This window comes from Paraburkholderia sp. BL10I2N1, from assembly GCF_004361815.1.
In the GTDB taxonomy this organism is placed as follows: domain Bacteria; phylum Pseudomonadota; class Gammaproteobacteria; order Burkholderiales; family Burkholderiaceae; genus Paraburkholderia.
In genome coordinates this window covers 3,769,340-3,790,974 of record NZ_SNWA01000001.1, presented here as the reverse complement: position 1 = coordinate 3,790,974, position 21,635 = coordinate 3,769,340, and the positions used below count along the sequence as shown (strand labels likewise).

Below are 21,635 nucleotides of genomic sequence, written 5' to 3'. Positions count from 1 at the left end.
GGCGGCTCAGGGTCGGCACCAGGCATTGGGACACGGCTCCCGGATCCCAATCCGCAGATCGGTGCACGCGGACGATGAAAGACTGTCCGTCAGCGGAGTCCATCTGACAGCGCGCCTCAATCATGGTGTAGTCGGACTGCCGCCAGGCATCGATCGACGGCAGGCGGAAGTGCCGCAATGACATGCGTACTGGGCCCGAATGTCCTCAGTCATCTCGCCGTCGATGACGAGGCCGCAATCGATAAACAACTCCTCGCCTGGCCTGATCGCACTGAGCGCATGAATGAAGACGCGGTCGCCCGTCTCGATGGCCTCGCAGCTGGGCGTGCATTCATGGTTCAGCAAGTAGGCACTGTTGCCGCCGCGACTGCCGTCGATCGCACGCCCGTCGGAAAGACCGGACGCGAATGTGTGTCCGTTTTCCGATCGCTGTCGTGCAACTGCCCGCCGCCAGTGCCGCGAGACGATTCGTCCCGCGCGCTCGACCGCGTCCACTAGCAGTTCTGGCTCAAATCGCAGAAGGAACTCCAGTTTCCGGTAGTGGCGCCGCCCCCGGTTGAGGAACTTGTGCGCAACTCCCGCAACGCGGCTCGCTTCGGTCGCGTGCCCTGAATTTGACCCACTCCGGTTGCGCCGCACCGCCATATAATATTTATCAGGCGGTCTAGGCGGATGAATATTCCGAGGGTATCGCGATGATCAATGCAGATCTCGGGCGTCAGCTTGAGGGCTACATCGCTAAGTTGGTCGAGTCGGGTCGCTACGGCTCGGAAAGCGAGGTGCTACGAGAAGGCGTGAAGCTCATTCAGGATCGCGAAATGCAGCTCGCTGCGCTCGATACCGTCATCAATCGCAGCATTGGCGATTCGGGGACAGGACGGGGCAGGCTCGCCGTGGAAGTGTTCGACCGGCTTGACCGAAAGTATCACGCAATGGCGGGCACCAGTCGATGATTGTCCGAATCCTTCCTGACGCCGAGGCCGACCTTGAGGCGATCGGCGACTACATGGCCCGCGATAATCCTCGTCGTGCGCTGAGTTTCGTACGCGAGATGCGCGAGAAGTGCATGCGCCTTGCCGACATGTATGTCGCATTCCCGATTGTGCCGCGCTATGAAGACAGCGGCGTACGTCATCGGGTTCACGGCGGTCATCAGATTTTCTATCGTGTCGTGGGCGAGCCTCCCGAACGTGTCGACGTTATTCACATCCTGCACAGCGCGCAATTACGCCGCGATGCTTTTTCCCTGACTTCGCATAAGCGCGACGACGATGGGCTTCCTATTGGCGGGTGGCGCGATGTCGTTCGAACGCGGCCTGGCATGAAACGCATCGGGCCGTGTAGGGCGCGGCGACAAGCCGCTCATAACTGATGGGATCGCCGCACTCCACGCATGCATCGTAGCGGCCTGCGGTGATTCGCGTCAGCGCCGCGTCGATCTGTTGCAATTCGTCGAAATCGTGCTGCGCGAGCGCAGTGCGCAACGCATCGCGCGCCTTGCGCGATGCGGTTTCGTCGGGATGCGACTCGGGGCCCAGCACTTCAGGCGGGCGTGCTCCGGCGAGATCACCGTATTCGCCGTGCAGCGCGGCCAGCAGCTCACGACGGCGCTCGCAGAGCCTTTGCTGTAATAGCCCGAGTTCGGAATCGGTGAGGGTGGTCATGGGCAGGTTCGATGTGTCCTGTAAGGCCACGCACAAGCGCGGCATCGAGAAGGTGTTATGTGTGCATGCCTGCACACAGTCCAATGTGGGGATGCAGTGATGCTGAGTGGCGAGATAAGTGGAACCCTCACAATTAAATGATTAACTCACGCGGGATTTGAGTCAGATCGGGTTCGATGGGTATGCGTTAAGTATAGAGTTTGCAAGACGGCAGTATCGACCCAGTCGTTGAGCGAGGCGCTACGGGCTGCTGGCACGGGACCGTCGTGAGCATGGCCTGCTGCTAGTGACCGTCTCCCGGTGCCGTGGCTATCGGGCAGCAGTCGGCCCAGGAAGGGACGTTCGCCATGACGAATCTGCGGAACCACATCCATGAACGGACACGCGTATGCCGGGTTCGTCGCAAGCAAAGCGGTGGATCAATTTGCCGGGTTGCGTACGAAATCGTGGAATGACGCACGGACAATCGAGGTGGGAATGGCTCCGGCGGGGACGTGGTAGAAAGGACTCGACGAACCGCCCGCGTCCCTTCCGGCCTGCTAGACTGGAAGCTCCCTTGCGAACCATGGAGGGACACATGACGACCGTCTACGTCGTGAAGACCGGTGAGAAGTTCCTCTGCACCGCCGAGGACGGCGACATCGGCATGGCACCGACGATTAAAGAAGCCACGTCCTTCCTCTCGTATGAGGAAGCGGAAAAAGCGGCGAACGCTTTCGGCGACCCCGGATACGAAATCATGGCAGTCGATGTCAGCAGACGCTGATGCGCGTTGCTGGTGCTCAGTGAAAAAGGGCACCAGCAACTTAGCTGGCGCCACGCGATATGGTGCTCTGGTTGGCTGCGTCCGAATTCGTATGGTAATGCGCTGCTTTGCACGTCGAGTTTCGCACGATGCGCTCAATGTGCGCGTTGAATGCCTTCATAGCAGGCGCATGGCTGCAACTGCGAACGACGAACCGTCTTCCACGAACACTCCCAGGAATTCTGCAAGCCCTCCATAACATGCGAGACAGATTGCGGCGCATGGAAACCGTCACCAAGGTACTCACCAAACGCCCCACTGCGGTTTCCGTGGCGTGATCAATACCGCCACCGGGCGGCGACCTTGGCCTCGTGAGCACGGTGCTGCTCTGTCTCAGTGCGGCCATCTCAAGACATTGGCATTGGGCTGCTGGATGACCGGTCCCCGGCGCGTTTCGGACCGTCGATTCCCCTGTGACGTAGCCAGTCGAGACGGCTGCCCCGGGACCCAGCGCATTGCGTCCAGTCCGTCGTGTCGACCGGGCCCATCGAGATGACCCGTACGCGCTTTAGCCCGGCAAGAAGAAAAAGGTGAGAGCCAGGGCGAAATAAACGACCAGGAGCTGCGCGCCCTTGAACCAGTCGGAGCGACCATCGCCCGATATCTGCGCCGCGACCAGCACGGACAGGACGACGATCAGGATAAGGCCGGGACGAAAGGCCAGATCCATTGGGGCCGGGCCGAGAAAGTGGCTCGCGATGATGAGGACGGGCGCCACGAAAAGCGCGACTTGCACGCTTGAGCCGACTGCAATGGAAAACGACAGATCCAGGCGATTTTTCAATGCTGCGGTGATCGCCGTCGCATGTTCGGCTGCGTTTCCCAGTACCGCGACCACGAATGCGCCGACGAAGACGTCGCTGAAGCCGAACTCGTGCACCATGGGTTCGATTGAACCCACCATGATCTCGCTCATCCACGCAGTCCCGACAGTGGCTGCGGCCAGTACCGCCACCGCCAGGCCGACCGGGTGAGGCGCCTTCTTCTCATCCTTTTCGGGAGCGCCGTCCTCGGCCGTGTCGGAGCTGCGGAACTGCCCGGGGTGGGTGACGAGCGAGAACACCAGGTACAGCGCGTAGACGAGAAGGAGCACGACGCAAAATGAGACGCTGAGCTGGTGGAGCATGCCCGATGTCGTACCCGCTGCCGCCTGGAAGGCGGCGGGAAGAACCAGCGCGACGGCCGCGAGCATGAGCATCGTCGCTTGCGAACGCGCGCCGAGCGGATTGAAACGCTGCTCGGGATAGCGTATCCCACCGGCCAGCATCGCGGCGCCGAGCACCAGCAGCATGTTCCCCACCACGGAACCGATGATGGATGCTTCCACAACCTGATGGAGCCCGGCATGCAATGCGACGAACGCAATGATCAGTTCTGCGGCGTTGCCGAAAGTCGCATTGAGAAGTCCCCCAACCCCTTCGCCCATGCGATCCGCCAGTTGCTCGGTGGCGTGGCCCATCCACCCGGCGAGGGGCAGGATGGCCAGAGAGGAGGTGATGAATACGAGAAGGTACTGATGGGCGGCGAGGAATTCCAGCGCAATCGCTATCGGCACAAAGACAAGAAGCACATACATCCACATGGGTCCCTCCGACTTCTCTTGTATGCGCTGTCAACGGGCCTCAGCGCCTCGAAACATCCGGTATGCGCCTGGTCTCTCGCCGAACGTCGTGCTCAGTGCAGGACGTGCCCGATTGACCGGTTCATGATCTGACGGATTTCCCGTCGACACCGTTGTAGAAGCCACCCGATTTTCCGACCACCGACTCGGCGTGACCACGCTGTTGCCGGGGTAAATCAGTCATTCGCGCGGCGCGTCCGGTTATTGGCAGGGCAGTGCGGCGGCATCGCCTGGAAAAGCAGATTGCACATCACCTGCGCACCGTCCCGACTGCCTTCGTGCGCGCGGCCTGGGCCTCTGTAACCAGGCGGTACGATACGTAGTATTTATAGACATTGCGCACGTAGGTGGGTGTCTCCATGCCGATCCTCTCGGCGACGACGATCTCCACATTGTTGAACCATTTGTCCGGATCGAGCCGGAGTTGCAGCGCCTCTTCGCGCATTCCGGCGATCTTCGACGGACCCGCGTTGTAACTCGCGAAGGCAAAAAGCGACCGGTCATTCTCGCTGAAGTGCGCATCCGGAAAATAGCGGGTCATCAGCTGATCCATGTATTTTGCACCAGCGTGGATGTTGGACTCCGTCACCATGATGCTGCCCACATTCATCTCCCTGCCAGTAGCAGGCGTGATCTGCATGATGCCGACTGCCCCCGCGCGGCTGCGGGCGCTCTGCTTAAGCTGCGATTCCTGAAAGCCTTGCGCGGCAAGCATCAGGGGATCGAAGCCATATTGCCGGCCATAAATCTGGAAGACCGCGACCGTCTGCTCGAAGCGCCGGAGCGCTTCAACCTCATCGTTGTTGCGAATTTGCTTGAAGTGCCGCATGTACCGCTCGAGGCGATACTCTTCGATGCCCTGCCTCTTTGCATGCTTGAGAAAGAAATCCGCCATCGCCTCCCGGAGTTGCGGACTGTTCTTGCGCATCGCCCAGCCTGTATAGCCCTCGGTTCGCACGGCCAGATTGTCGTGCACCCTGATGTTCGGCAATACCTGAGCCCAAAGCCTGGCCTTCCAGTCGTCAACCACCAGAATCTGCAGCAGACCGGTGTTGAGCATTTCAAGCGCGTCCTCATCTTCGAGCGCATCAGGCAAAAGCACAATCTTTAGGGGGGGCTTGCCGCTCGCGCGCAGTTGGCGGTCGAGTGCAGTGAGGCTCTCATAGTAGCTTGACGAGCGTCGCACATGTACTGTCTTGCCGGCCATGTCGTCAAGCGTTGCGAGCTGGGGTGACTGCGGTCCCGTCACGACCAGTTCGCTGACCGGTTTGCGGTTGGGCGGTGCAAAAAAGTCGACCAGTTTCAATCGTTCGTCGGTAACCGTGAGATTGCCCGCGGCGATATCGCCCAGACCGGCGTTCAGGTCTGGCAGCAGCCGGTCGCGCGTCGTCGGAATCAGAAACACCGTGAACGGACGCTTGCCAAGGCGGTTCGAGTAGGTCTTGTTGATATAGCGTTCGAAGTCACGCATGAGCTCCGCGGTCAGGCCGCGCTCGTGTCCCTTGTCAATGAAATAGAGGGTGCGGCTGTAGGGCACGAGCACGCGAAGCTGGCGCCGCTCGAGCATCGCATTGAAGTCACCCTGCCAGGGCGTGCTGGGTACGCTGAGCTGGCGCACCGGTGCGGGCCTCGTCGCAGATGCCGGGACCGGGTGCTGCGCTGCACCAGCCGATCCCTCTCCAAGCAGGGCGATCGTGTACGCCAGGCAGACGAAGAGCTTGAACATGGGAGTGAAAGACATGGTGTCCTCCTATGCATCCAGCCACACCCGGCCGCCCAGATGTCCGCGCGCGGCCCGGACATTACCCATGATGCGCGGGTTTCTGGAATTGCGCAGGCACACGATTGATAGCATCAGTACTTTCGCGCGGTGAACATGAGGTTGTTGCAGATCAAGCGACAACTCACTTACAGATGTAGTCGGCTTCGGCCGGCTGCATTGGGCATCAGTCGGCCATAAAGCGACCATCGACGGGTCGTTCCCTGGCGTCAGGGCGCTCTCGAAACGACCGGGCCGTGATCCAAAGGTCCAGCCCGGCCAGCGTTGGTCTGCGTGATGTATATACTCAGCATGCGCGGCATATGCATTGATATGTCCGATTGCGACGAATCTGCGAGCCGCCGGTTTGATGTAATCAGCCGAGAACAATAAGGAGCGCCACTGATGTCAAACGAACGCGAACCTTTGCTTGATCCGATCGACAGAGTGTGCGAAATCGTCTTTGGCGTGCTGATGGCACTCTCGTTCACAGGTGCCCTCAGCGTTGCGACCGCCGGCCGCCAGGAAGTCCGGACGATGATGTTCACCGCGCTCGGCTGCAACCTCGCCTGGGGGCTCGTGGATGCCGTCATGTACCTGATTCGCACGGCAACGGAGCGACGCAGGAAGAGTACCTTGCTCGCCCAGCTTCGGACGACTGGCGATAAGCCTGAAGCGCACCGCCTGATTACAGATGCGCTCCCGCAACTTTTCGCAGCCATCGTCCAGCCCGCGACGCTTGACGCACTGCACCAGGGGCTGCTTACTGTACGCGAGCCGACCGTCAGACTTGGCGGGAGAGACTATGCCGCCGCATTCGGGGTATTCGCTCTCGTCGTCCTGGCGACTTTCCCGGTCGTGATTCCATTCATCTTTATTTCGAAAATAGTGGTGGCGTTGCGCGTCTCGAACATCCTGGCACTTGTCACGCTGTTCATCGGCGGCTTTGCACTCGGTCGCTACACCGGTGGAAGGCCATGGCTGACCGGTGTTGCAATGTCCGGAATTGGCGCCGCGCTGCTTGCGATCATCATCGCTCTAGGCGGCTGATTCTGGACGGACTGGTCGCATGCGATCCGGTCTACCGGGTTCCACAAACGCGAGGTGACCTTGCCAGGCAGCCGCAACGCGACAACCGAGGACTTCGAAACGATCGTCAAGGCGATGCGTGCGAGACGTATTCCGGACCGGGCGCCCAATGCCCACCGGGGCGGCTTCAATCTTCCGTAGTGGCCTCGATCCGTCCTTCCCTGATGGCGCGGACAAATTCCCGGTGGTCACGTCGATTCTGGGCACTGTAATCGGTCGCGAACTCGGTGATCGCATCATCGAAAGTCTTCCCTGAGCCCATGTATCCCGCGATCGCCGCGGCGTCGCCTGAGCGGGCGTGCGCCCGGGCCAGAGCGTGCGCACACATGCGCGCGTACTGCCGCAGCAGGCCCTCATCCAGGTCCTCGATGACCACGGACATCTTCATATCGCGAAGTTGACGGATATAGAAATCGCGGCCGTTGCGGCCTCGCGTCCACCCGAGAAATACGTCGCTCGCGGCCTGCATGATGCGTTGGCCCGCGATCACGCGCTGGCCCTGGTTGGGGTGCAGGCTCTTGCCCGCGTATGGCTCCAGCACCGAGGCCCGCGCCTCTTTCACCTGCAGGAACAGCGGATCGTTGTCCCCCGCCATGAACAGGCCCACGCCGCACATCGTGCCTACGCTCCCCACGCCGACCACCTTGATTGCCAGGTCGACAAAATAGAACCGGTCGAACAGGATGCGGACATGTTCCGCGAGGCTCTCGCGATAGGCAGCGATGGCCTCCGCGTATCCCGACGTGAAACCTGGGGCCAGCTCATCCGTCGGATGGAAGATGAGCGGGGGATCGTCCTTGATCCTGGGCAGTTCGCCCTTTTCGCAGACGAGCTTCGGATATAGATAGTCGGGCAGGGTCTTGCGCCGCGCGACTTCGATCCGCTCCGCGATCCGCTTGCGTGCCGCCTCGATGACAGCGGGATCACCCGTCCGGTCCTCATAGTTTTGCAGGTCGATGCGGTCGTACCAGACGTCGAGCGCCCTCATCGACGCGTAGTCGTGCATCCGTTCCCGGTATTCGCGGACGAGACCCGAGATGATGCGGATCGTCTCACTGGAGGGAAACTCCAGATACTGCGCGGCGATCACCAGGCTCGCCGCCAGCCGCTTGAGGTCCCATTCGAACGGCGCAGGCAGCGTCTCGTCCAGATCGTTGATGTCGAAGATGACGTTGCGCTCCGGCGTCGCAAAACCGCCGAAGTTCATCAAGTGTGCGTCGCCGCATGCCTGCACCCGTATTCCGCTAGTGGGCGTGGTGGCAAGGTCGGCGGCCATCAGGGCGGCCGCACCGCGATAGAACGCGAACGGCGACGCAGACATTCGCCCGAAGCGGATGGGGACCAGGTGCGAGAGGCGGCCTTCGTTTGATTCGATCAGGAGCTCGACCGGGTCGCGGCGCCCTTGCGCCGGCTTCCAACCGGCGTGCGACGAGCGTGGCACCGTGTCGCGCAGCGCCCGCCCCCGAGCCGCACGTTCGTCGAAGGATTCGTAACCGGTCTCCGGTTTAGAGTCCGCATTTGCTTTCTTCGATTTCACGGCTTTGTCCATGGCTACTTCCCAATGAAAGGGGTGCCCGCCTGGCGGCGTCGCTCGAAGGCCGAGCGCTTTGTGAGGGTGCGCTGGTTGATCCGCTCTACATGTCGAAACAGGGAAGCCGGCAGGCTGGGCGTTACATTGACGGGCATCAAATCGGGAGCCGCGCAGCGAGCGGCACTGCGCACTGTACGAGTATAGGTTCTTCGCGACGTCTTTTTCGGCAACGAAGAATGCGCTGCCATACGCTGCGGCACGCATGCATCAATCCACGCACCTTAAGGATCTGCGTCAACCGGTCCTGGCGGCGACACGTTTGTGAGGCCTGGCCAGACGAGCGAGATCGCTGCGGCTCTACGGAGCCAAGCTGGCATCGGTCCGCCCGGGTCTCGAGATCGAGATTCGAGGGGTCGGTGCACTCGGCGCTTATTGCATCGCGCCTGCCAGGTTCTCCGCTCCGAGGCCGACGATCAGGTCGAACTCGCCGTTGGCGAGGGATTGCGTTGCAGGGACGCCGGCAGCCTTCAGTGCGGTGGTATCGAGCCGCGAGGCGTCGGTGAGCATGACGCGCAGACGTGTGGCAGCAAGCGCTTCGAGCTTCTTGATGTTGGCGGCGCCACCGAGCGCGGCGCGGATTTTTTCTGCACGCGCCTTCTGCTGCGTTGTGTAGTGCCCGGAGGCCGTGGCTGCTGCGACCGGCGCTTCGGCTCCGGCGGCAGGCGCTCCGCCCGATGCGAGATCGGCCTCGCTGCCCGCGGTCTTCAGGTATTCCTGCATGTCGGTCTTCATGTTTTCCGATAGCGTCCCGAAGATCGCCTGCACGCCGTTGCCGACGTGCACGACGCCCGCGGCGCCGAGCGCCTTGAGCTTGCCGTCGTCGACGAGCGCCGGATCGTTCACCGAAATGCGTAGACGCGTGATGCAGGCATCAAGGCTCGTGATGTTGGAACGGCCGCCGAAGGCGAGCACGAGTTCGCGCGAGCGTCCGCCGGCGCCGGCCGTGCTGACCGTGGCGGCCTCGGCTGTGTCGTCCTCGCGACCGGGCGTCTTGAGGTTGAAGCGGGTGATCACGAAGCGGAACACGCAGTAGTAGATTCCCGCGTAGATCGGACCGAGGATGAAGACGTACCACGCATGGGTCGCCTTGTTGCCGATCAGGTTGAACATCAGGAAGTCGATGCCGCCCTGCGAGAAGGTGAAGCCCATACGCATGTTCAGGGTGTTGGCCACGAACTGTGCCGATGCCGCGAGACACGCGTGGATGAAGTAGAGAATCGGGGCGACGAAGAGGAAGGCGAACTCGATCGGCTCCGTGATGCCGGTGAGAAACGAGGTCAGCGCCGCCGAAACCATCATGCCGCCGACGGCGACCTTCTTCTCAGGCTTGGCGCAGTGCCAGATCGCGATCGCCGCGGCCGGCAGGCCGAACATCTTGAACAGGAACGCACCCGACAGGATGCCTGCGGTGCGGTCGCCCGCGAAGAACCGGGTGATGTCGCCGTGGACCACCTTACCGGTCGTCGGGTCCAGGTAACTTCCCGCCTCGAAGAAGAACGGCACGTTCCAGATGTGATGCAGGCCGAACGGGATCAATAGACGTTCGACGAACCCGTAGACCGTCGCCGCGGTGCGCGGATCGGAAACCGCCGCCCACTGCGAAAAGGCCTTGATCGCGCCGCCAGGCCGCCCGCAAGGATGCCGCCGAATACGCCAGTCTGGATCGACGGAATGCCCATAATCGTATCGGGCTCGATGCCTTCCACCTTGGCGATCACGCCCAGGGTCGCCGTCATGACGAGATACCCGATCGTGGCGGCGATGCCCGAGACGCCGTCGTTCTCGGTGAAGCCGAGTGCGACGCCGATGGCGAAGATCAGCGGCAGATTGCTGAAGATCACGTCGCCCGCGTTCTTCATCAGCGCGAGCACGATGGCCGGCACGTAACCGTGGAAATCGGTCGCGCCGAGGCCAAGTAACAGGCCGGCCACGGGAAGCACCGCGACCGGCAGCATCAACGACTTGCCGACTTTCTGTAACACTCCGAAGGCATGTTTGAACATGGCCGGTCTCCTGTCGACCGGAGTTAGCGCTTTAGCGCTTACTCGGGTCCCGTGCAAGATGGTTGCTGTTGATCTGATTGATTTGCTTATTCTCCGAACGGAGCGAGGAGCACACGAACCTCGGCGGCCGTGCCGAGTTGCAGCGCGTCGGTGGCGAGCTGTCGCGCTTTATCCATCGTCAGCCGCGCAAGCTGGGCTTTGATCGAGCCCACCGCCGGAACGCTGACCGAAAGCTCGTCGACGCCGAGACCCACGAGCACAGGCACGGCCATTGCATCCGAGGCGATGCCGCCGCACACGCCGACCCATTTGCCGTGTCTGTGCGCGCCCTCGACCGTCATGCCGATCAGGCGCAGCACCGCAGGGTGTAGTGCGTCGGCCTCTTTGGCGAGCTTCGGATGCCCGCGGTCCATCGCGAGCGTGTATTGCGTCAGATCGTTCGTGCCGATCGAGAAGAAGTCGACTTCGCGCGCGAGCGGCTCGGCGATCAGTGCGGCAGACGGTACTTCGATCATCACGCCAACCTTGACGCCGCTTGCGCGATCGCCGGCCTCGTCGAACAGGATTTTCTTTGCCGCGCGCACTTCCTCGATCGCGGCAACCATCGGAAACATCACGTGCAGGTTGCCGATCGGGGCTGCGCGCAGGATTGCGCGCAGCTGCGTGCGGAAGATGTCCGGACGGTCGAGGCTCACACGCACGCCGCGCAGGCCGAGGAACGGGTTGTCTTCATGGGGCAGCGGCATGTAGGAGAGCGGCTTGTCGCCACCGACGTCGAGGGTGCGGACCACGAGCGGACGCTCGCGGCCGAGCGCTTCGGCCACGGCGCAATATTCGTCGGTCTGTTCGTCCTCCGATGGCGCGGTGTCGCGGCTGTCGAACAGGAACTCGGAACGCAGGAGGCCCACGCCTTCGGCCCCGGCCGCAACCGCTTCGCGCGCTTCCTGCGCGTTGCGGATGTTCGCGACGACTTCGACGCGATGACCGTCGGCAGTCATGGCTAACCTGATCGCAGAGCGTTTTTCTTCTTCGCGCCTGGCCGCCTGGCGCTCGATGCGTTCGCGCGCCCTATCGAGTTCCTCGGTGCTCGGGTTGCGGCGCAAGCTGCCATGCGAGCCATCCAGCACGACGAGCGTGCCGTTGGGGAGTTGCAGCGCGTCCTCGTCGATACCGCAGATAGCCGGGATGCCGAGCGAGCGCGCGAGGATCGCGACGTGGCTGGTGGCGCCGCCGGTCGTCGTGCAGAAGCCGAGCACCTTGCTGCGATCGAGCGAAGCGGTGTCGGACGGTGAGAGTTCCTCGGCGATCAGGATCGAGTCGGCGGGCACGTCGATCTGCGCCTGCTTCACGCCCGCCAGCAGCGCCAGCACGCGCCGGCCGACGTCCCGGATGTCGCCCGCGCGCTCGCGCAGCAGCGGGTTGTCGAGCTTCTCCAGCGTGCTCGCCTGCTGCTCGAAAGCGCCGCGCCACGCGAAGCCGGCGCTCTTGCCTGCGCTGATGCTGCCGATCGCCATGTCGTTGAGATCGGGGTCTTCGAGCAGTTCGAGGTGCGCGTCGAGGATCTGCGCCTTCGACGGATCGGTGAGCTTCGCCTTGAGCGCCTCGATGTGCTGACCTGCTTCGTGACGGGCCGCTTCGAGCCGCGCCCGTTCGCGTTGCGGCGATTCGCCTGCTTCCGCGACGTCGATGACTTCCTGGCGGAACTGCACGATCTTGCCGACGGCGAGTCCGGGCGAGGCTGATACGCCGGTGAGTTCGTTGGCGCCGGCAGGCTGCGCGCGTTCGGCGGCAGGGGACTCGGCGGCGGACGCAACGCCCGCCGATGCGGGGTTGGGTGCCTCGCCGGGCTTCTCGCCCGAACCGTCGACGAGCAGACGCGCGAGCACGCCAGCGGCTTCTCCCGCGTCGGGACCGGCGGCCTGGACCCGCACCTTGTCGCCGAACTTCGTCGCGAGCCTCATGATCGACACGACCGATTTGGCATTCGCGCTGTCGCTGCCGCGCAACAGACGGATGTCGGACTTGTACTTCTTCGCTTCGGCGGCGAACACCGCAGCGGGCCGTGCATGCAGGCCCACGGGATTCGGCAGGGTGACTTCGTCGGAGAAGATTGCGCCGGCCGTGCCGGTGGTCGCTTCCTCGACCGCGCCGCCGACAAGTTCGACAGACAGTGCAGCATCCTGGCCCGCTGTGACGAGGCCCTTCGCGGGCACGTAGCGCGTCACAAGATCGCCGTTGGCGATCACCATCTGGGTCAGCAGGCTCGCCGCCTTGGCGCCGACGACGACAGGATCAAAACGGATTAGCGGCTGGCCCATCGCGACGATGTCGCCTTCCTTGACCAACGGGGTGAAGCCCTCGCCGCGCAGCAACACGGTGTCGAGTCCGACGTGCAGCAGCACTTCGAGCCCGCTATCGCCCGTGACCGTCACGGCGTGCCCGGCGCTGTGCAGTTGCGTGACCTTGCCGGGGAGCGGGGACAGCAGCTCAGTCGAGATGGGGTCGAGAGACACGCCATCGCCGACCATCTTCTGGGCGAAGACCGGATCGGGCACGGTTTCGAGCGGTACCATGACCCCAGAGAGCGGCGCCACCAACTCGATGCGTATTGCATGTTGAGGAGCTTTCATTTGCGCGACTCCTTTTGTTTGACGCTCGGCTGATACGTCTTGATTTCAGGGGCGCAAGCCCGGTGCGGACGGGTCTATCGCTATAAGGTTAAACCCTGGATTCGCCCGGGCGCTGCGCTGCAATGGACTCGAACCGGTCTAGCTAGATCATAGGCAACGATTTCGGGCTTCGCTGCCCGAGTGAAGCTAAGCGCGTCTTCCTGCGCGTCAGTGCGCGAATTAATCGAAGGGCGCTCGAATCACCTTCAACGGTTACCACTTCGTCCCGGATGATGGAGAAACGAGGTGTTTCATCAACCTGTTAGTACTGCTGTGTCAATAATTACAGTCGCCACGGCGTTCGCGGCATAGGCCCATGGTCGGATTGTCTTTTAATGGGTTTGAACCTAAATTGAAGTCGCACCTTTGGGCTGCACCTTCGGACAATCGAGAAGTTTCGATCGCAGCCGGCATGACCGGGCGAGCGTCGAGCGGGTGAGGGGATCGTGCCCCGAGGGCGGCGGGTTTATTCGCTGTTGCGTCCTTGCTCCTGCGCATCAAAAGGAACGGTCATGGATACAGTCAGGACGTTGCTCGAAACCCAGCCGCTCTTGACGCTGTTTCTCACGGTTGCGTTGGGCTATGTGGTCGGCGAGATCAGCATCAAGGGGGTGTCGCTCGGATCGGGCGCGGTGCTGTTCGTCGGGCTGGCAATAGGCGGCTTCGCGCCTAAGTCCGCTCCGCCCGCGCTGCTCGGCACGCTCGGGCTCCTGCTCTTTCTCTACGGCATCGGCGTCCAGTACGGCGACCAGTTCTTCAAGGGCCTGACGAGCGCCGACGGCCTCAAGGCCAATGCCGCCGCCGCGCTCGGGGTGATCGCCTCGGGGCTTGTCGCGGTTGCGCTCGTGCCGCTCTTCGGCGTGAGGCTCGGCGAATCGCTCGGCATGTTCGCGGGCGCGGGCACCAGCACGGCGAGCCTGCAGGCCGCGATGGCCGCCGTGAAGAGCGACGGGCCGACGGTGGGCTACAGCGTCGCGTATCCGTTCGGCGTGGCCGGGCCGATTCTCTTTCTGTATGCCCTTAGCGCATTGCTCAAGCCGAACATCGTGCGGCCGCCGCCCAAACTCATGGAAACCGCCGAGATCGCGCTCCGAAACCCGGCGTTTGTCGGGCTGAACCTCGCGGAACTGGTGGCGCGCATGCCGCCCGGGCTGGCAATCGCCGCCGTGCGGCGCGAGCACCACAACCGCCCGCCCGCCGACGACCTTGTCCTTCGCGCCGACGACGTCCTGCTCGCAACCGCCACCGACCCGGCCGTGCTGCGCGAGGCGACAACGCTTTTCGGCGAACTGCAGCCGGGCCGCATGACGAGCCACCGCGAGGACCTGGACTACGCGCGCGTGTTCGCGTCGAGCCGGCTCGTGGTCGGGCACATGCTGCGCGACATCCGTTTTCCAGGAGGCGTCGTCTGCACGATCGCGCATGTGCGCCGAGGCGATGCCGATCTGATGCCAAATCCGGACGTCATCCTCGAATACGGCGACCGCGTCGGCCTGCTGGTCAACCGTGACCAGATCAAGAAGGTTCGCGCGCTCTTCGGCGACTCCATCAAGAGCACCGCCGAACTGAGCTTCATCTCGATCGGCACCGGCGCGGCGCTCGGCCTCCTTGCGGGCGCGATTCCGCTCACGATTCCGGGCGTTGGCAAGCTCGCGCTCGGGCTCGCGGCGCTCCTGCTGGTGGCGCTCGTGCTCGGCCGGGTGCGGCGCTTCGGCCCCTTCGTCTGGACGATGCCGCTCTCGGCCAATCTCGTGCTGCGCAACTTCGGCCTGACCATCTTCCTCGCGCAGGTGGGCATCGCCTCGGGGCCGAAATTTTTCGCGACCGTCGGCGCGACGGGCGTGTCCTTTCTGCTCTATGGCGTGGCAATCCTGCTTGCGCTCGTCGTCGTCACGGCGGTGTTCTGCCTGTGGGTCTTCCGGCTGCCGTTCGACATGACGGTGGGCGTGCTGAGCGGCACGACGGGCAATCCCGCGATCCTCGCCTTTGCCAATCGCGTCGCGCCGACCGACCGCCCGGATGTCGGCTATGCGATGATTTTCCCGTCGATGACCATCGTGAAGATCCTGTTCGTGCAGATAGCCGCCGCGCTCGCCGGCGGATAGCGTAATGGCGCAGCCTCTGCGATTCCCCTGCGAACTCCTGAACCCGAACCAGCCACGGAGGCCACGATGGAAATAGCCGTCTTCAGCGCGAAGCCCTACGACCGCGAATATCTCAATGCCGCGAACGCGGCGCACAGCCATCGGCTCCAGTACTTCGACGTCCCGCTCGACGTCGAAACGGTCGGCCTCTCCGGGGGCCACGGCGCCGTCTGCATCTTCGTCAACGATCGGGCGGACGCCGCCGTGCTGCAGGCGCTCGTGCGGGGCGGCACGAAGCTCGTTGCGCTGCGCTGCACGGGCTATAACAACGTCGACCTGAAAGCGGCACAGGACCTCGGGATCAAGGTAGTGCGGGTGGTGGACTACTCGCCGAACGCGGTCGCCGAGCATGCGGTCGCCTTGCTGATGGCGATCAACCGCAAGCTTCACCGCGCCTATAACCGCACGCGCGACTTCAACTTCTCCCTCGACGGCCTGATGGGCTTCGACCTGTGCGGCAAGACAGTGGCCGTGATCGGCACGGGCAAGATCGGGCGCGTGTTCGCGAAGATCATGCTCGGGTTCGGCTGCAACGTGATCGGCTACGACAAGTTTCCGTCACCGGAATTCGAGGCGCTGGGCGCGCGCTATGCACGGCCGAAGGAGATTGGCGAGCGCGCGGATGTCATCTCGCTGCACTGCCCGCTCACGCCGGAGACATATCACATCATCGACGCGGACATGCTCGCGCGCGCGAAGCCCGGCGCGCTTCTGATCAACACCAGCCGCGGCGGGCTCATCGACACGGAGGCGGTCATCGATGCGTTGAGGAGCGGGCAGCTGGGCGGCCTTGCGATCGACGTGTACGAGCAGGAGGCGGACCTGTTCTTTCGTGATCTCTCCGGCACCATCATCACCGACGACGTGCTGCAGCGGCTCGTCACGTTCCCGAACGTGATCGTGACCGGGCACCAGGCCTTTCTCACGCGCGAAGCGGTGACGACCATCTGTGAGACGACGCTGCAAAGCATCACGGAGTTCGAGACGGGCAAGCCGCTTTCAAACGAAATCAGCGCGAGCTGAACTCAGCGCACGGCAGATGGTCCAGGTCTCCGGACCGCCTCGGGTGCACTGGACACTCACGGCGAAGCCGAAGGGCACACCGTGCACGTCGTGCCCGATCAGCCGTTGCCTTTCCCTGCGCCAAGCGGGCGGGATACTCAGCCTGGCCACACCCAGTCGGTGATGTCGGCGCGGTCCGTGCCGTGCGTGTGCGCATAGTTCAGATGGCAGATGATCGCGTTTCTCATGTCCTCCCTGAGATGAGCGGTTCTGCCTTGCAGGCGCGGCACGCGGTCGAGCACGTCGATCACCAGGTTGAAGCGGTCCACCTGATTCAGAATCGCCAGTTCGAGCGGCGTGTTGATATTGCCCTTCTCCTTGTAACCCCGGACGTGAAGATGCTCGTGATTGCGGAAGCGGTATGCGAGCTTGTGAATCAGCCACGGGTAACCGTGGAAGTTGAAGATCACCGGTTTGTCGATCGTAAACAGGCTGTCGAATTCGCGTTCGGTCGAGCCGTGCGGATGCTCGCTTGCCGGCTGCATCCTGAACAGGTCGACCACATTGACGAAACGGAGCTTGAGTTCGGGCAGGTGTTCGCGCAGGATTGCCGTCGCGGCTAGCGACTCCTGGGTGGCGACGTCACCGCACGACGCCATCACGACGTCGGGTTCGTCATTCTCATCGTTGCTCGCGCGTCTCCACACGCCCATGCCTTTTGCACAGTGAACAACGGCTTCCTCGATGGTGGTGAACTGCAGGTGCTTCTGCTTGTCCGCCACGATGACGTTGATGCGGTTGGTTGAGCGCAGGCAGTGGTCGGCCACGACCAGAAGCGTGTTCGCGTCAGGTGGAAGGTAGACGCGCGTGACTGACGGGCTCTTGTTGGTGGCCAGGTCGATGAAACCAGGGTCCTGGTGCGAGAAGCCGTTGTGATCCTGGCGCCAGACGGTCGACGACAGCAGAATGTTTTCCGACGATACCGACGCGCGCCACGGCACGTAATTCTTGCTGATGTCGAGCCATTTCGCGTGCTGGTTGAACATCGAATCCACCACGTGCGCGAACGCTTCATAGGTATGGAAGAAGCCGTGGCGGCCCGACAGCAGATAACCTTCGAGCCATCCCATCAGCGTGTGCTCCGACAGCATTTCCATCACGCGGCCGTCGCGTGCCAGTTCGCCGCCGTCCTCATCCTCTGGAAGCAGGTCGGCCATCCACACCTTCTTGCTGACCTCGTAAATCGCCTGAAGACGGTTCGAGGCCGTTTCGTCCGGGCCGAACACGCGGAAGGTGCTCATGTTTTCGCGCATGATGTCGCGCAGAAACTCGCCGAGCGGACGCGTGTTCTCATGCAGCACCTGGCCCGCGTGCGCAACATCGACCGCATAGGCCCGGAAATCGGGCAGTTTCAGTTCCCTGCGCAACACGCCGCCATTGGCATGCGGATTGGCGCTCATGCGCCGCGTGCCTTCGGGGGATAGCGCCTTGAGCTCTGGAATCAGACGGCCGTCGGCATCGAAGAGCTCGTCGGGCTGGTAACTGCGCAGCCACTGCTCGAGCACCTCGAGATTCACGGGGTTGTTGCGCGCGTCCGCGAATGGCACCTGATGCGAACGCCACGAGCCTTCGACCTTGTGCCCATTGATCTCCTTCGGTCCGCTCCAGCCTTTCGGCGTGCGCAGCACGATCATCGGCCAGCGTGGCCGCTCGACATTGCCGTGCACGCGCGCCTTCTCATGGATGGCGCGAATTTCGGCAAGAACGGTATCGAGCGTACTCGCCATCTTCCGATGCATTTCCGCGTGATCCGATCCTTCTACGAAATGGGGTTTGTAGCCATAGCCGACGAAGAGCGCTTCCAGTTCCTCGCTGCTGATGCGAGCGAGGATGGTCGGATTCGCAATCTTGTAGCCGTTCAGATTCAGGATCGGCAGCACGGTGCCGTCCCGCAGGGGGTTGATGAACTTGTTCGAGTGCCAGGCGGTGGCGAGCGGTCCGGTCTCCGCCTCGCCATCGCCGACCACGCAGGCCACGATGAGATCGGGGCTATCGAGTGCAGCGCCATAGGCATGCGACAGGCTATAGCCGAGCTCGCCGCCTTCGTGGATCGAGCCGGGGGTCTCCGGCGTCACGTGCGAGCCGATATGACCAGGAAACGAGAACTGTTTGAAGAACTTTTGCATGCCCTCCGTATCTTCGCTCTTGTCCGGATAGACCTCCGAGTAGGTGCCTTCCAGGTAGGCGGGACCGAGTACGCCCGGTGCCCCATGTCCGGGGCCCGCCATGAAGATCACGTCGAGGTCGTCGCGTTTGATCACGCGATTAAGATGAGCCCAAACGAACGATAGAGCCGGGCTGGCGCCCCAGTGTCCGAGAAGGCGGTGCTTGACGTGTTCGGCTTTCAACGGCTCGCGCAACAGTGGATTGTCCAACAGAAAAATCATGCCAACTGAAAGGTAGTTGCATGCGCGCCACCACGCATCGATCAGTTGAAGCTCGTCGCTGCCGGGTGAGGTCTGCCGCGAAGCGTCTGTGGCGGGATGTTTGCCCATACCGACGTCTCCTGTCCTTGCAGCCTCATCCCGAGGGGCGTGGAATGCGCCGGGTGCGCTGCGCAGGTGTATGTGATTGATCGGGCCTCGTTGCGCCTTTCGGCGGACCCTCTACGACCGGGCGCTCTTCGCAAACGCCATGAACATTCAACAAGGCAGAATACGTCACCATGCGTAAATTGCAAGGGTGGTCCCGTTGCGAGTCGAGCAGTTCAGAGCCGCGGTCCGACACGCGGAATTTCCGAGTGGAGAATGACTTGAACGGGTCCTACGCAGCAGCGCCGGCCGTCGTAGTGCCGTGAGCACGCTGCTATCGCGGGATCTGCTTTTTCTTGCGCGGCAAGCCTGGAACTGAAATCAGGTTCAACGCAACGACCACGATCAACACACCGACAAAAATGGCGAGCGCGCCGTAACGGAATGTCATGGTCCGGTCATAGACCAGTCCGGTAATGGCGAAATAGAGACCACCAAGCCAGATGGCGACGCCCACTAATGCAATCGCAACCCGCCTTTCGGATTTCTTCATTGGGACCTCCGACACTTGCGACTAGTCCGGCTGCATGACTGCAATCAAGACCTTTGAAGCATCGCAACATGAAGCCTGGCAAACCAGGGGCGTCCATGCATCACAAAGCCGTTTCTGCCGTTAGAGGCAGGAAACGTGGATCGGGCCCCGTGCCTCATGCCTTGTGCGCCCGGAGAAATTTGAAGAACTGCACGCCTTCTTGCAGGCGCCGTTTCATCATCTCCCAGCTGACCAGCATCTCGCGGACGATTTCCCAGATCTTCGTCGGTCTGAAATAGAAGCGCTTATAGAATTCCTCCACGCTGCGATAGATCTCTTCGCGTGACAGGTGCGGATAGCCGATCGCTGAAGACTGGGTGCCCCTGGCATCGACGAGCGTGATGACCTTGCTGTCTTTCAGCCATCCATTCTCGACCGCTTGCTTATGAAGGAGCGTACCGGGATAGGGCGCAGCGAGTGACACCTGGATCGTGTGGGGATTGATTTCTTTCGCGTATTGGATCGTCTTCTTGATTGTTTCGCGCGTTTCGCCGGGCAGTCCAACAATGAACGTGCCGTGGATCTTGATGCCGAGCTTGCGGCAATCGTCACTGAAGCGGCGCGCCATATCGGTTCGTAGCCCCTTCTTGACGTTCACGAGGATCTGGTCGTCGCCGGATTCATAGCCGACAAGCAAGAGCCGCAACCCGTTTTCCCTCATCACTTTGAGGGTTGAGTAAGGCACATTCGCTTTCGCGTTGCACGACCACGTCACGCCTAATTTGCCAAGACCGCGAGCGATCTCTTCGGCTCTCGGTCTGAGATCGGTAAAGGTATCGTCATCAAACATGATCTCCTTGATCTCGGGCATGTTGTCCCTGATCCACTTCACCTCTTCGAGGACGTTCTCGACCGAACGTGTGCGATAGCGATGGCCCCCGACCGTCTGCGGCCAGAGGCAAAAGGTGCACCTGGATTTGCAGCCTCGACCCGTGTAGATCGACACATACGGGTGTTTGAGGTAGCCGCTGAAGTAATTTTTGCTCATCAGGTCGCGCTTATAGATGGGCGCAACGAACGGCAGCTGGTCCATGTCTTCAAGAATTGGCCGGGCATCGTTGTGCAGGATTCCGCCGTCGGGCAGACGATAGCTAAGACCGGGAATCGACTCGAATGGGAGCCCTTGCGCGATGTCGCGACATGTGAAGTCGAATTCTTCGCGGCACACGAAGTCGATCGCATCACTCGCTGTAAGCGAGCCGTGAGGATCGACGGCGACTTTTGCCCCGACCATCCCGATGAGGATCGTGGATTTACGTCGTTTTAAATGCTCTGCGAATTGGACATCGCTCGGAAACGACGGACTGCTCGTATGAATGATGACAAGGTCGTACTGCTCGGCAATGTCAAGAGACGTATCCAGGGATAGGCCGTCTGCGGGAGCATCCAGGAGGCGGCTATTCTCGATCAGCGCAGCGGGCTGGGCGAGCCAGGTTGGATACCAGAATGAACGAATCTCGCGCTTCGTCTGGAAACGTGAGCCCGCTCCACCGTCGAAGCCGTCAAATGAGGGTGCCTGCAGAAGCAACGTTTTCATAGATGCTCTCAAAGACAATTGTCTGCTTGAGCGAGTCAGTCACCCGCAGGGACTCGCCGGGCATAGGCGATGTTCGGAATCTGATCCATGCGCTCAAGAATGGGTCGGTCGCTGGATGCACTGTACGACCGCCTTCATCCCGTCCCATGTGGGAATTCGGGGACAGACAAGAGGGGTATCGATTCATCACGGTCCCTTCAAAACCGAACGGCATTGACTTACCCAGACGGAGATGGCTATCACCGGGGAAAGCAGGACGATTAACAATACTACGACTTGCGGGCTCGACATTGCAAACCGGGGGTTTCCCCCTTGGTCGAGCGTTACAGTGAGATTACCTTGCCGTTGGCGATCATATAAGCGCCAAGCAGATGTCCCGTTCACCGCAACAGCTGCCGGTTCTTCTGACCGCACGGCAAGTCCTCAAGCCTGGCTCGAAACTATTTTCCTTCCCGGCCAACTCGTATCGATAACGCCAGCGCTTCGAGCCGTTCGGCTTCACTTCAACATAATGACCATTGGAGTCGGTAAATTTGATAGGCTTCCAACTTACTCTGGCCTGTCTGATCTTGATGTCTGAGAGCGCCATGGGTGAAAAACCGGGTATCGGTTTCCGAGCGTTTAAATG

The 21,635-nt window shown here is 61.9% G+C and carries 16 protein-coding genes and 1 pseudogene; 6 read left to right on the top strand and 11 right to left on the bottom strand.

The genetic code is table 11. From position 1 onward, the window contains the following. Nucleotides 1-120: 120 nt before the first annotated feature. The gene (locus tag B0G77_RS17545) at nt 121-645 is read right to left on the bottom strand and encodes an SET domain-containing protein-lysine N-methyltransferase (RefSeq protein WP_347814167.1); all 525 of its coding nucleotides are present in this window, start codon (nt 643-645) and stop codon (nt 121-123) included. A 50-nt stretch (nt 646-695) separates the two neighbouring features. Here B0G77_RS17545 and B0G77_RS17540 point away from each other — a divergent pair, with 50 nt between their 5' ends. Together B0G77_RS17540 and B0G77_RS17535 are read left to right on the top strand one after the other, a co-directional pair. Continuing rightward, nucleotides 696-953 carry a type II toxin-antitoxin system ParD family antitoxin gene (locus B0G77_RS17540; RefSeq protein WP_133663246.1) on the top strand — a complete coding sequence of 86 codons (258 nt, stop codon included), beginning with the start codon at nt 696-698 and terminating at the stop codon, nt 951-953. Continuing rightward, nucleotides 950-1,372 (top strand): type II toxin-antitoxin system RelE/ParE family toxin, encoded by a 423-nt coding sequence (locus tag B0G77_RS17535; protein WP_347814166.1) that lies wholly within the window; start codon nt 950-952, stop codon nt 1,370-1,372. Before B0G77_RS17540 ends, B0G77_RS17535 begins: the two co-directional genes overlap by 4 nt. Here B0G77_RS17535 and B0G77_RS17530 read toward each other — a convergent pair. Next, complete coding sequence (locus B0G77_RS17530) at nt 1,281-1,664, bottom strand: TraR/DksA family transcriptional regulator (RefSeq protein ID WP_133663245.1); 384 nt, start codon at nt 1,662-1,664, stop codon at nt 1,281-1,283. The two genes, B0G77_RS17535 and B0G77_RS17530, sit on opposite strands and share 92 nt — an antisense overlap. A gap of 577 nt (nt 1,665-2,241) precedes the next feature. On the opposite strand from B0G77_RS17530, the gene B0G77_RS17525 reads away from it, so the two are divergent. Next, nucleotides 2,242-2,430, top strand: a complete 189-nt coding sequence (locus B0G77_RS17525; RefSeq protein WP_133663244.1) for a hypothetical protein — start codon at nt 2,242-2,244, stop codon at nt 2,428-2,430. A 547-nt stretch (nt 2,431-2,977) separates the two neighbouring features. Here the strand turns inward: B0G77_RS17525 and cax are convergent. Then, entirely contained in the window at nt 2,978-4,051 is a 1,074-nt protein-coding gene (gene cax / locus B0G77_RS17520; protein WP_133663243.1) for a calcium/proton exchanger, read from the bottom strand. Between the two features lie 289 nt (nt 4,052-4,340). After that, nucleotides 4,341-5,831, bottom strand: coding sequence for a transporter substrate-binding domain-containing protein (locus B0G77_RS17515; RefSeq protein WP_133663242.1), 1,491 nt, complete (start codon nt 5,829-5,831; stop codon nt 4,341-4,343). 423 nt (nt 5,832-6,254) lie between these two features. On the opposite strand from B0G77_RS17515, the gene B0G77_RS17510 reads away from it, so the two are divergent. Then, nucleotides 6,255-6,899, top strand: a complete 645-nt coding sequence (locus B0G77_RS17510; protein ID WP_133663241.1) for a VIT1/CCC1 transporter family protein — start codon at nt 6,255-6,257, stop codon at nt 6,897-6,899. 166 nt (nt 6,900-7,065) lie between these two features. On the opposite strand, the gene B0G77_RS17500 is transcribed toward B0G77_RS17510, so the two are convergent. The 3 genes and pseudogenes from B0G77_RS17500 to ptsP all read right to left on the bottom strand — a co-directional run bounded on the left by B0G77_RS17500 (nt 7,066) and on the right by ptsP (nt 13,162). After that, nucleotides 7,066-8,487, bottom strand: coding sequence for a DUF2252 domain-containing protein (locus tag B0G77_RS17500; RefSeq protein ID WP_133663240.1), 1,422 nt, complete (start codon nt 8,485-8,487; stop codon nt 7,066-7,068). A 411-nt stretch (nt 8,488-8,898) separates the two neighbouring features. Beyond that, nucleotides 8,899-10,532, bottom strand: a pseudogene (locus B0G77_RS17495) (PTS transporter subunit EIIC). An 86-nt stretch (nt 10,533-10,618) separates the two neighbouring features. Then, nucleotides 10,619-13,162, bottom strand: coding sequence for a phosphoenolpyruvate--protein phosphotransferase (ptsP, locus tag B0G77_RS17490; protein ID WP_133663239.1), 2,544 nt, complete (start codon nt 13,160-13,162; stop codon nt 10,619-10,621). Nucleotides 13,163-13,713: 551 nt separating this feature from the next. Between ptsP and B0G77_RS17485 the strand changes: the two genes are divergently transcribed. Continuing rightward, nucleotides 13,714-15,306, top strand: a complete 1,593-nt coding sequence (locus B0G77_RS17485; protein WP_133663238.1) for a TrkA C-terminal domain-containing protein — start codon at nt 13,714-13,716, stop codon at nt 15,304-15,306. Nucleotides 15,307-15,372: 66 nt separating this feature from the next. Next, a complete protein-coding gene (locus B0G77_RS17480) occupies nt 15,373-16,368 on the top strand; it encodes a 2-hydroxyacid dehydrogenase (protein WP_133663237.1) in 996 nt (331 codons plus the stop codon). A gap of 137 nt (nt 16,369-16,505) precedes the next feature. Here B0G77_RS17480 and B0G77_RS17475 read toward each other — a convergent pair whose 3' ends face one another. From B0G77_RS17475 to B0G77_RS45545, 4 genes are all read right to left on the bottom strand, one after another. Continuing rightward, on the bottom strand, nt 16,506-18,902 hold the full coding sequence (locus B0G77_RS17475; RefSeq protein WP_133663236.1) for a phosphoketolase family protein: 2,397 nt from the start codon (nt 18,900-18,902) through the stop codon (nt 16,506-16,508). Nucleotides 18,903-19,212: 310 nt separating this feature from the next. Continuing rightward, a complete protein-coding gene (locus tag B0G77_RS17470) occupies nt 19,213-19,431 on the bottom strand; it encodes a DUF2964 family protein (RefSeq protein WP_133663235.1) in 219 nt (72 codons plus the stop codon). Between the two features lie 154 nt (nt 19,432-19,585). Then, entirely contained in the window at nt 19,586-21,007 is a 1,422-nt protein-coding gene (gene hpnJ, locus B0G77_RS17465; RefSeq protein ID WP_133663234.1) for a hopanoid biosynthesis associated radical SAM protein HpnJ, read from the bottom strand. Between the two features lie 352 nt (nt 21,008-21,359). Next, on the bottom strand, nt 21,360-21,596 hold the full coding sequence (locus B0G77_RS45545) for an Arm DNA-binding domain-containing protein (protein WP_347814165.1): 237 nt from the start codon (nt 21,594-21,596) through the stop codon (nt 21,360-21,362). Between the last annotated feature and the right edge of the window lie 39 nt (nt 21,597-21,635).

Excerpts from the sequence above, each read along its gene's own strand:
- B0G77_RS17510 (WP_133663241.1), top strand. The coding sequence starts at position 6,255 with ATGTCAAACGAACGCGAACCTTTGCTTGATCCGATCGACAGAGTGTGC.
- B0G77_RS17475 (WP_133663236.1), bottom strand. The coding sequence starts at position 18,902 with ATGGGCAAACATCCCGCCACAGACGCTTCGCGGCAGACCTCACCCGGC.
- B0G77_RS17515 (WP_133663242.1), bottom strand. The coding sequence starts at position 5,831 with ATGTCTTTCACTCCCATGTTCAAGCTCTTCGTCTGCCTGGCGTACACG.
- B0G77_RS17500 (WP_133663240.1), bottom strand. The coding sequence starts at position 8,487 with ATGGACAAAGCCGTGAAATCGAAGAAAGCAAATGCGGACTCTAAACCG.
- B0G77_RS17485 (WP_133663238.1), top strand. The coding sequence starts at position 13,714 with ATGGATACAGTCAGGACGTTGCTCGAAACCCAGCCGCTCTTGACGCTG.
- B0G77_RS17480 (WP_133663237.1), top strand. The coding sequence starts at position 15,373 with ATGGAAATAGCCGTCTTCAGCGCGAAGCCCTACGACCGCGAATATCTC.
- B0G77_RS17545 (WP_347814167.1), bottom strand. The coding sequence starts at position 645 with ATGGCGGTGCGGCGCAACCGGAGTGGGTCAAATTCAGGGCACGCGACC.
- B0G77_RS17470 (WP_133663235.1), bottom strand. The coding sequence starts at position 19,431 with ATGAAGAAATCCGAAAGGCGGGTTGCGATTGCATTAGTGGGCGTCGCC.
- B0G77_RS17530 (WP_133663245.1), bottom strand. The coding sequence starts at position 1,664 with ATGACCACCCTCACCGATTCCGAACTCGGGCTATTACAGCAAAGGCTC.
- B0G77_RS17525 (WP_133663244.1), top strand. The coding sequence starts at position 2,242 with ATGACGACCGTCTACGTCGTGAAGACCGGTGAGAAGTTCCTCTGCACC.
- B0G77_RS45545 (WP_347814165.1), bottom strand. The coding sequence starts at position 21,596 with ATGGCGCTCTCAGACATCAAGATCAGACAGGCCAGAGTAAGTTGGAAG.
- hpnJ (WP_133663234.1), bottom strand. The coding sequence starts at position 21,007 with ATGAAAACGTTGCTTCTGCAGGCACCCTCATTTGACGGCTTCGACGGT.
- B0G77_RS17540 (WP_133663246.1), top strand. The coding sequence starts at position 696 with ATGATCAATGCAGATCTCGGGCGTCAGCTTGAGGGCTACATCGCTAAG.
- ptsP (WP_133663239.1), bottom strand. The coding sequence starts at position 13,162 with ATGAAAGCTCCTCAACATGCAATACGCATCGAGTTGGTGGCGCCGCTC.
- cax (WP_133663243.1), bottom strand. The coding sequence starts at position 4,051 with ATGTGGATGTATGTGCTTCTTGTCTTTGTGCCGATAGCGATTGCGCTG.
- B0G77_RS17535 (WP_347814166.1), top strand. The coding sequence starts at position 950 with ATGATTGTCCGAATCCTTCCTGACGCCGAGGCCGACCTTGAGGCGATC.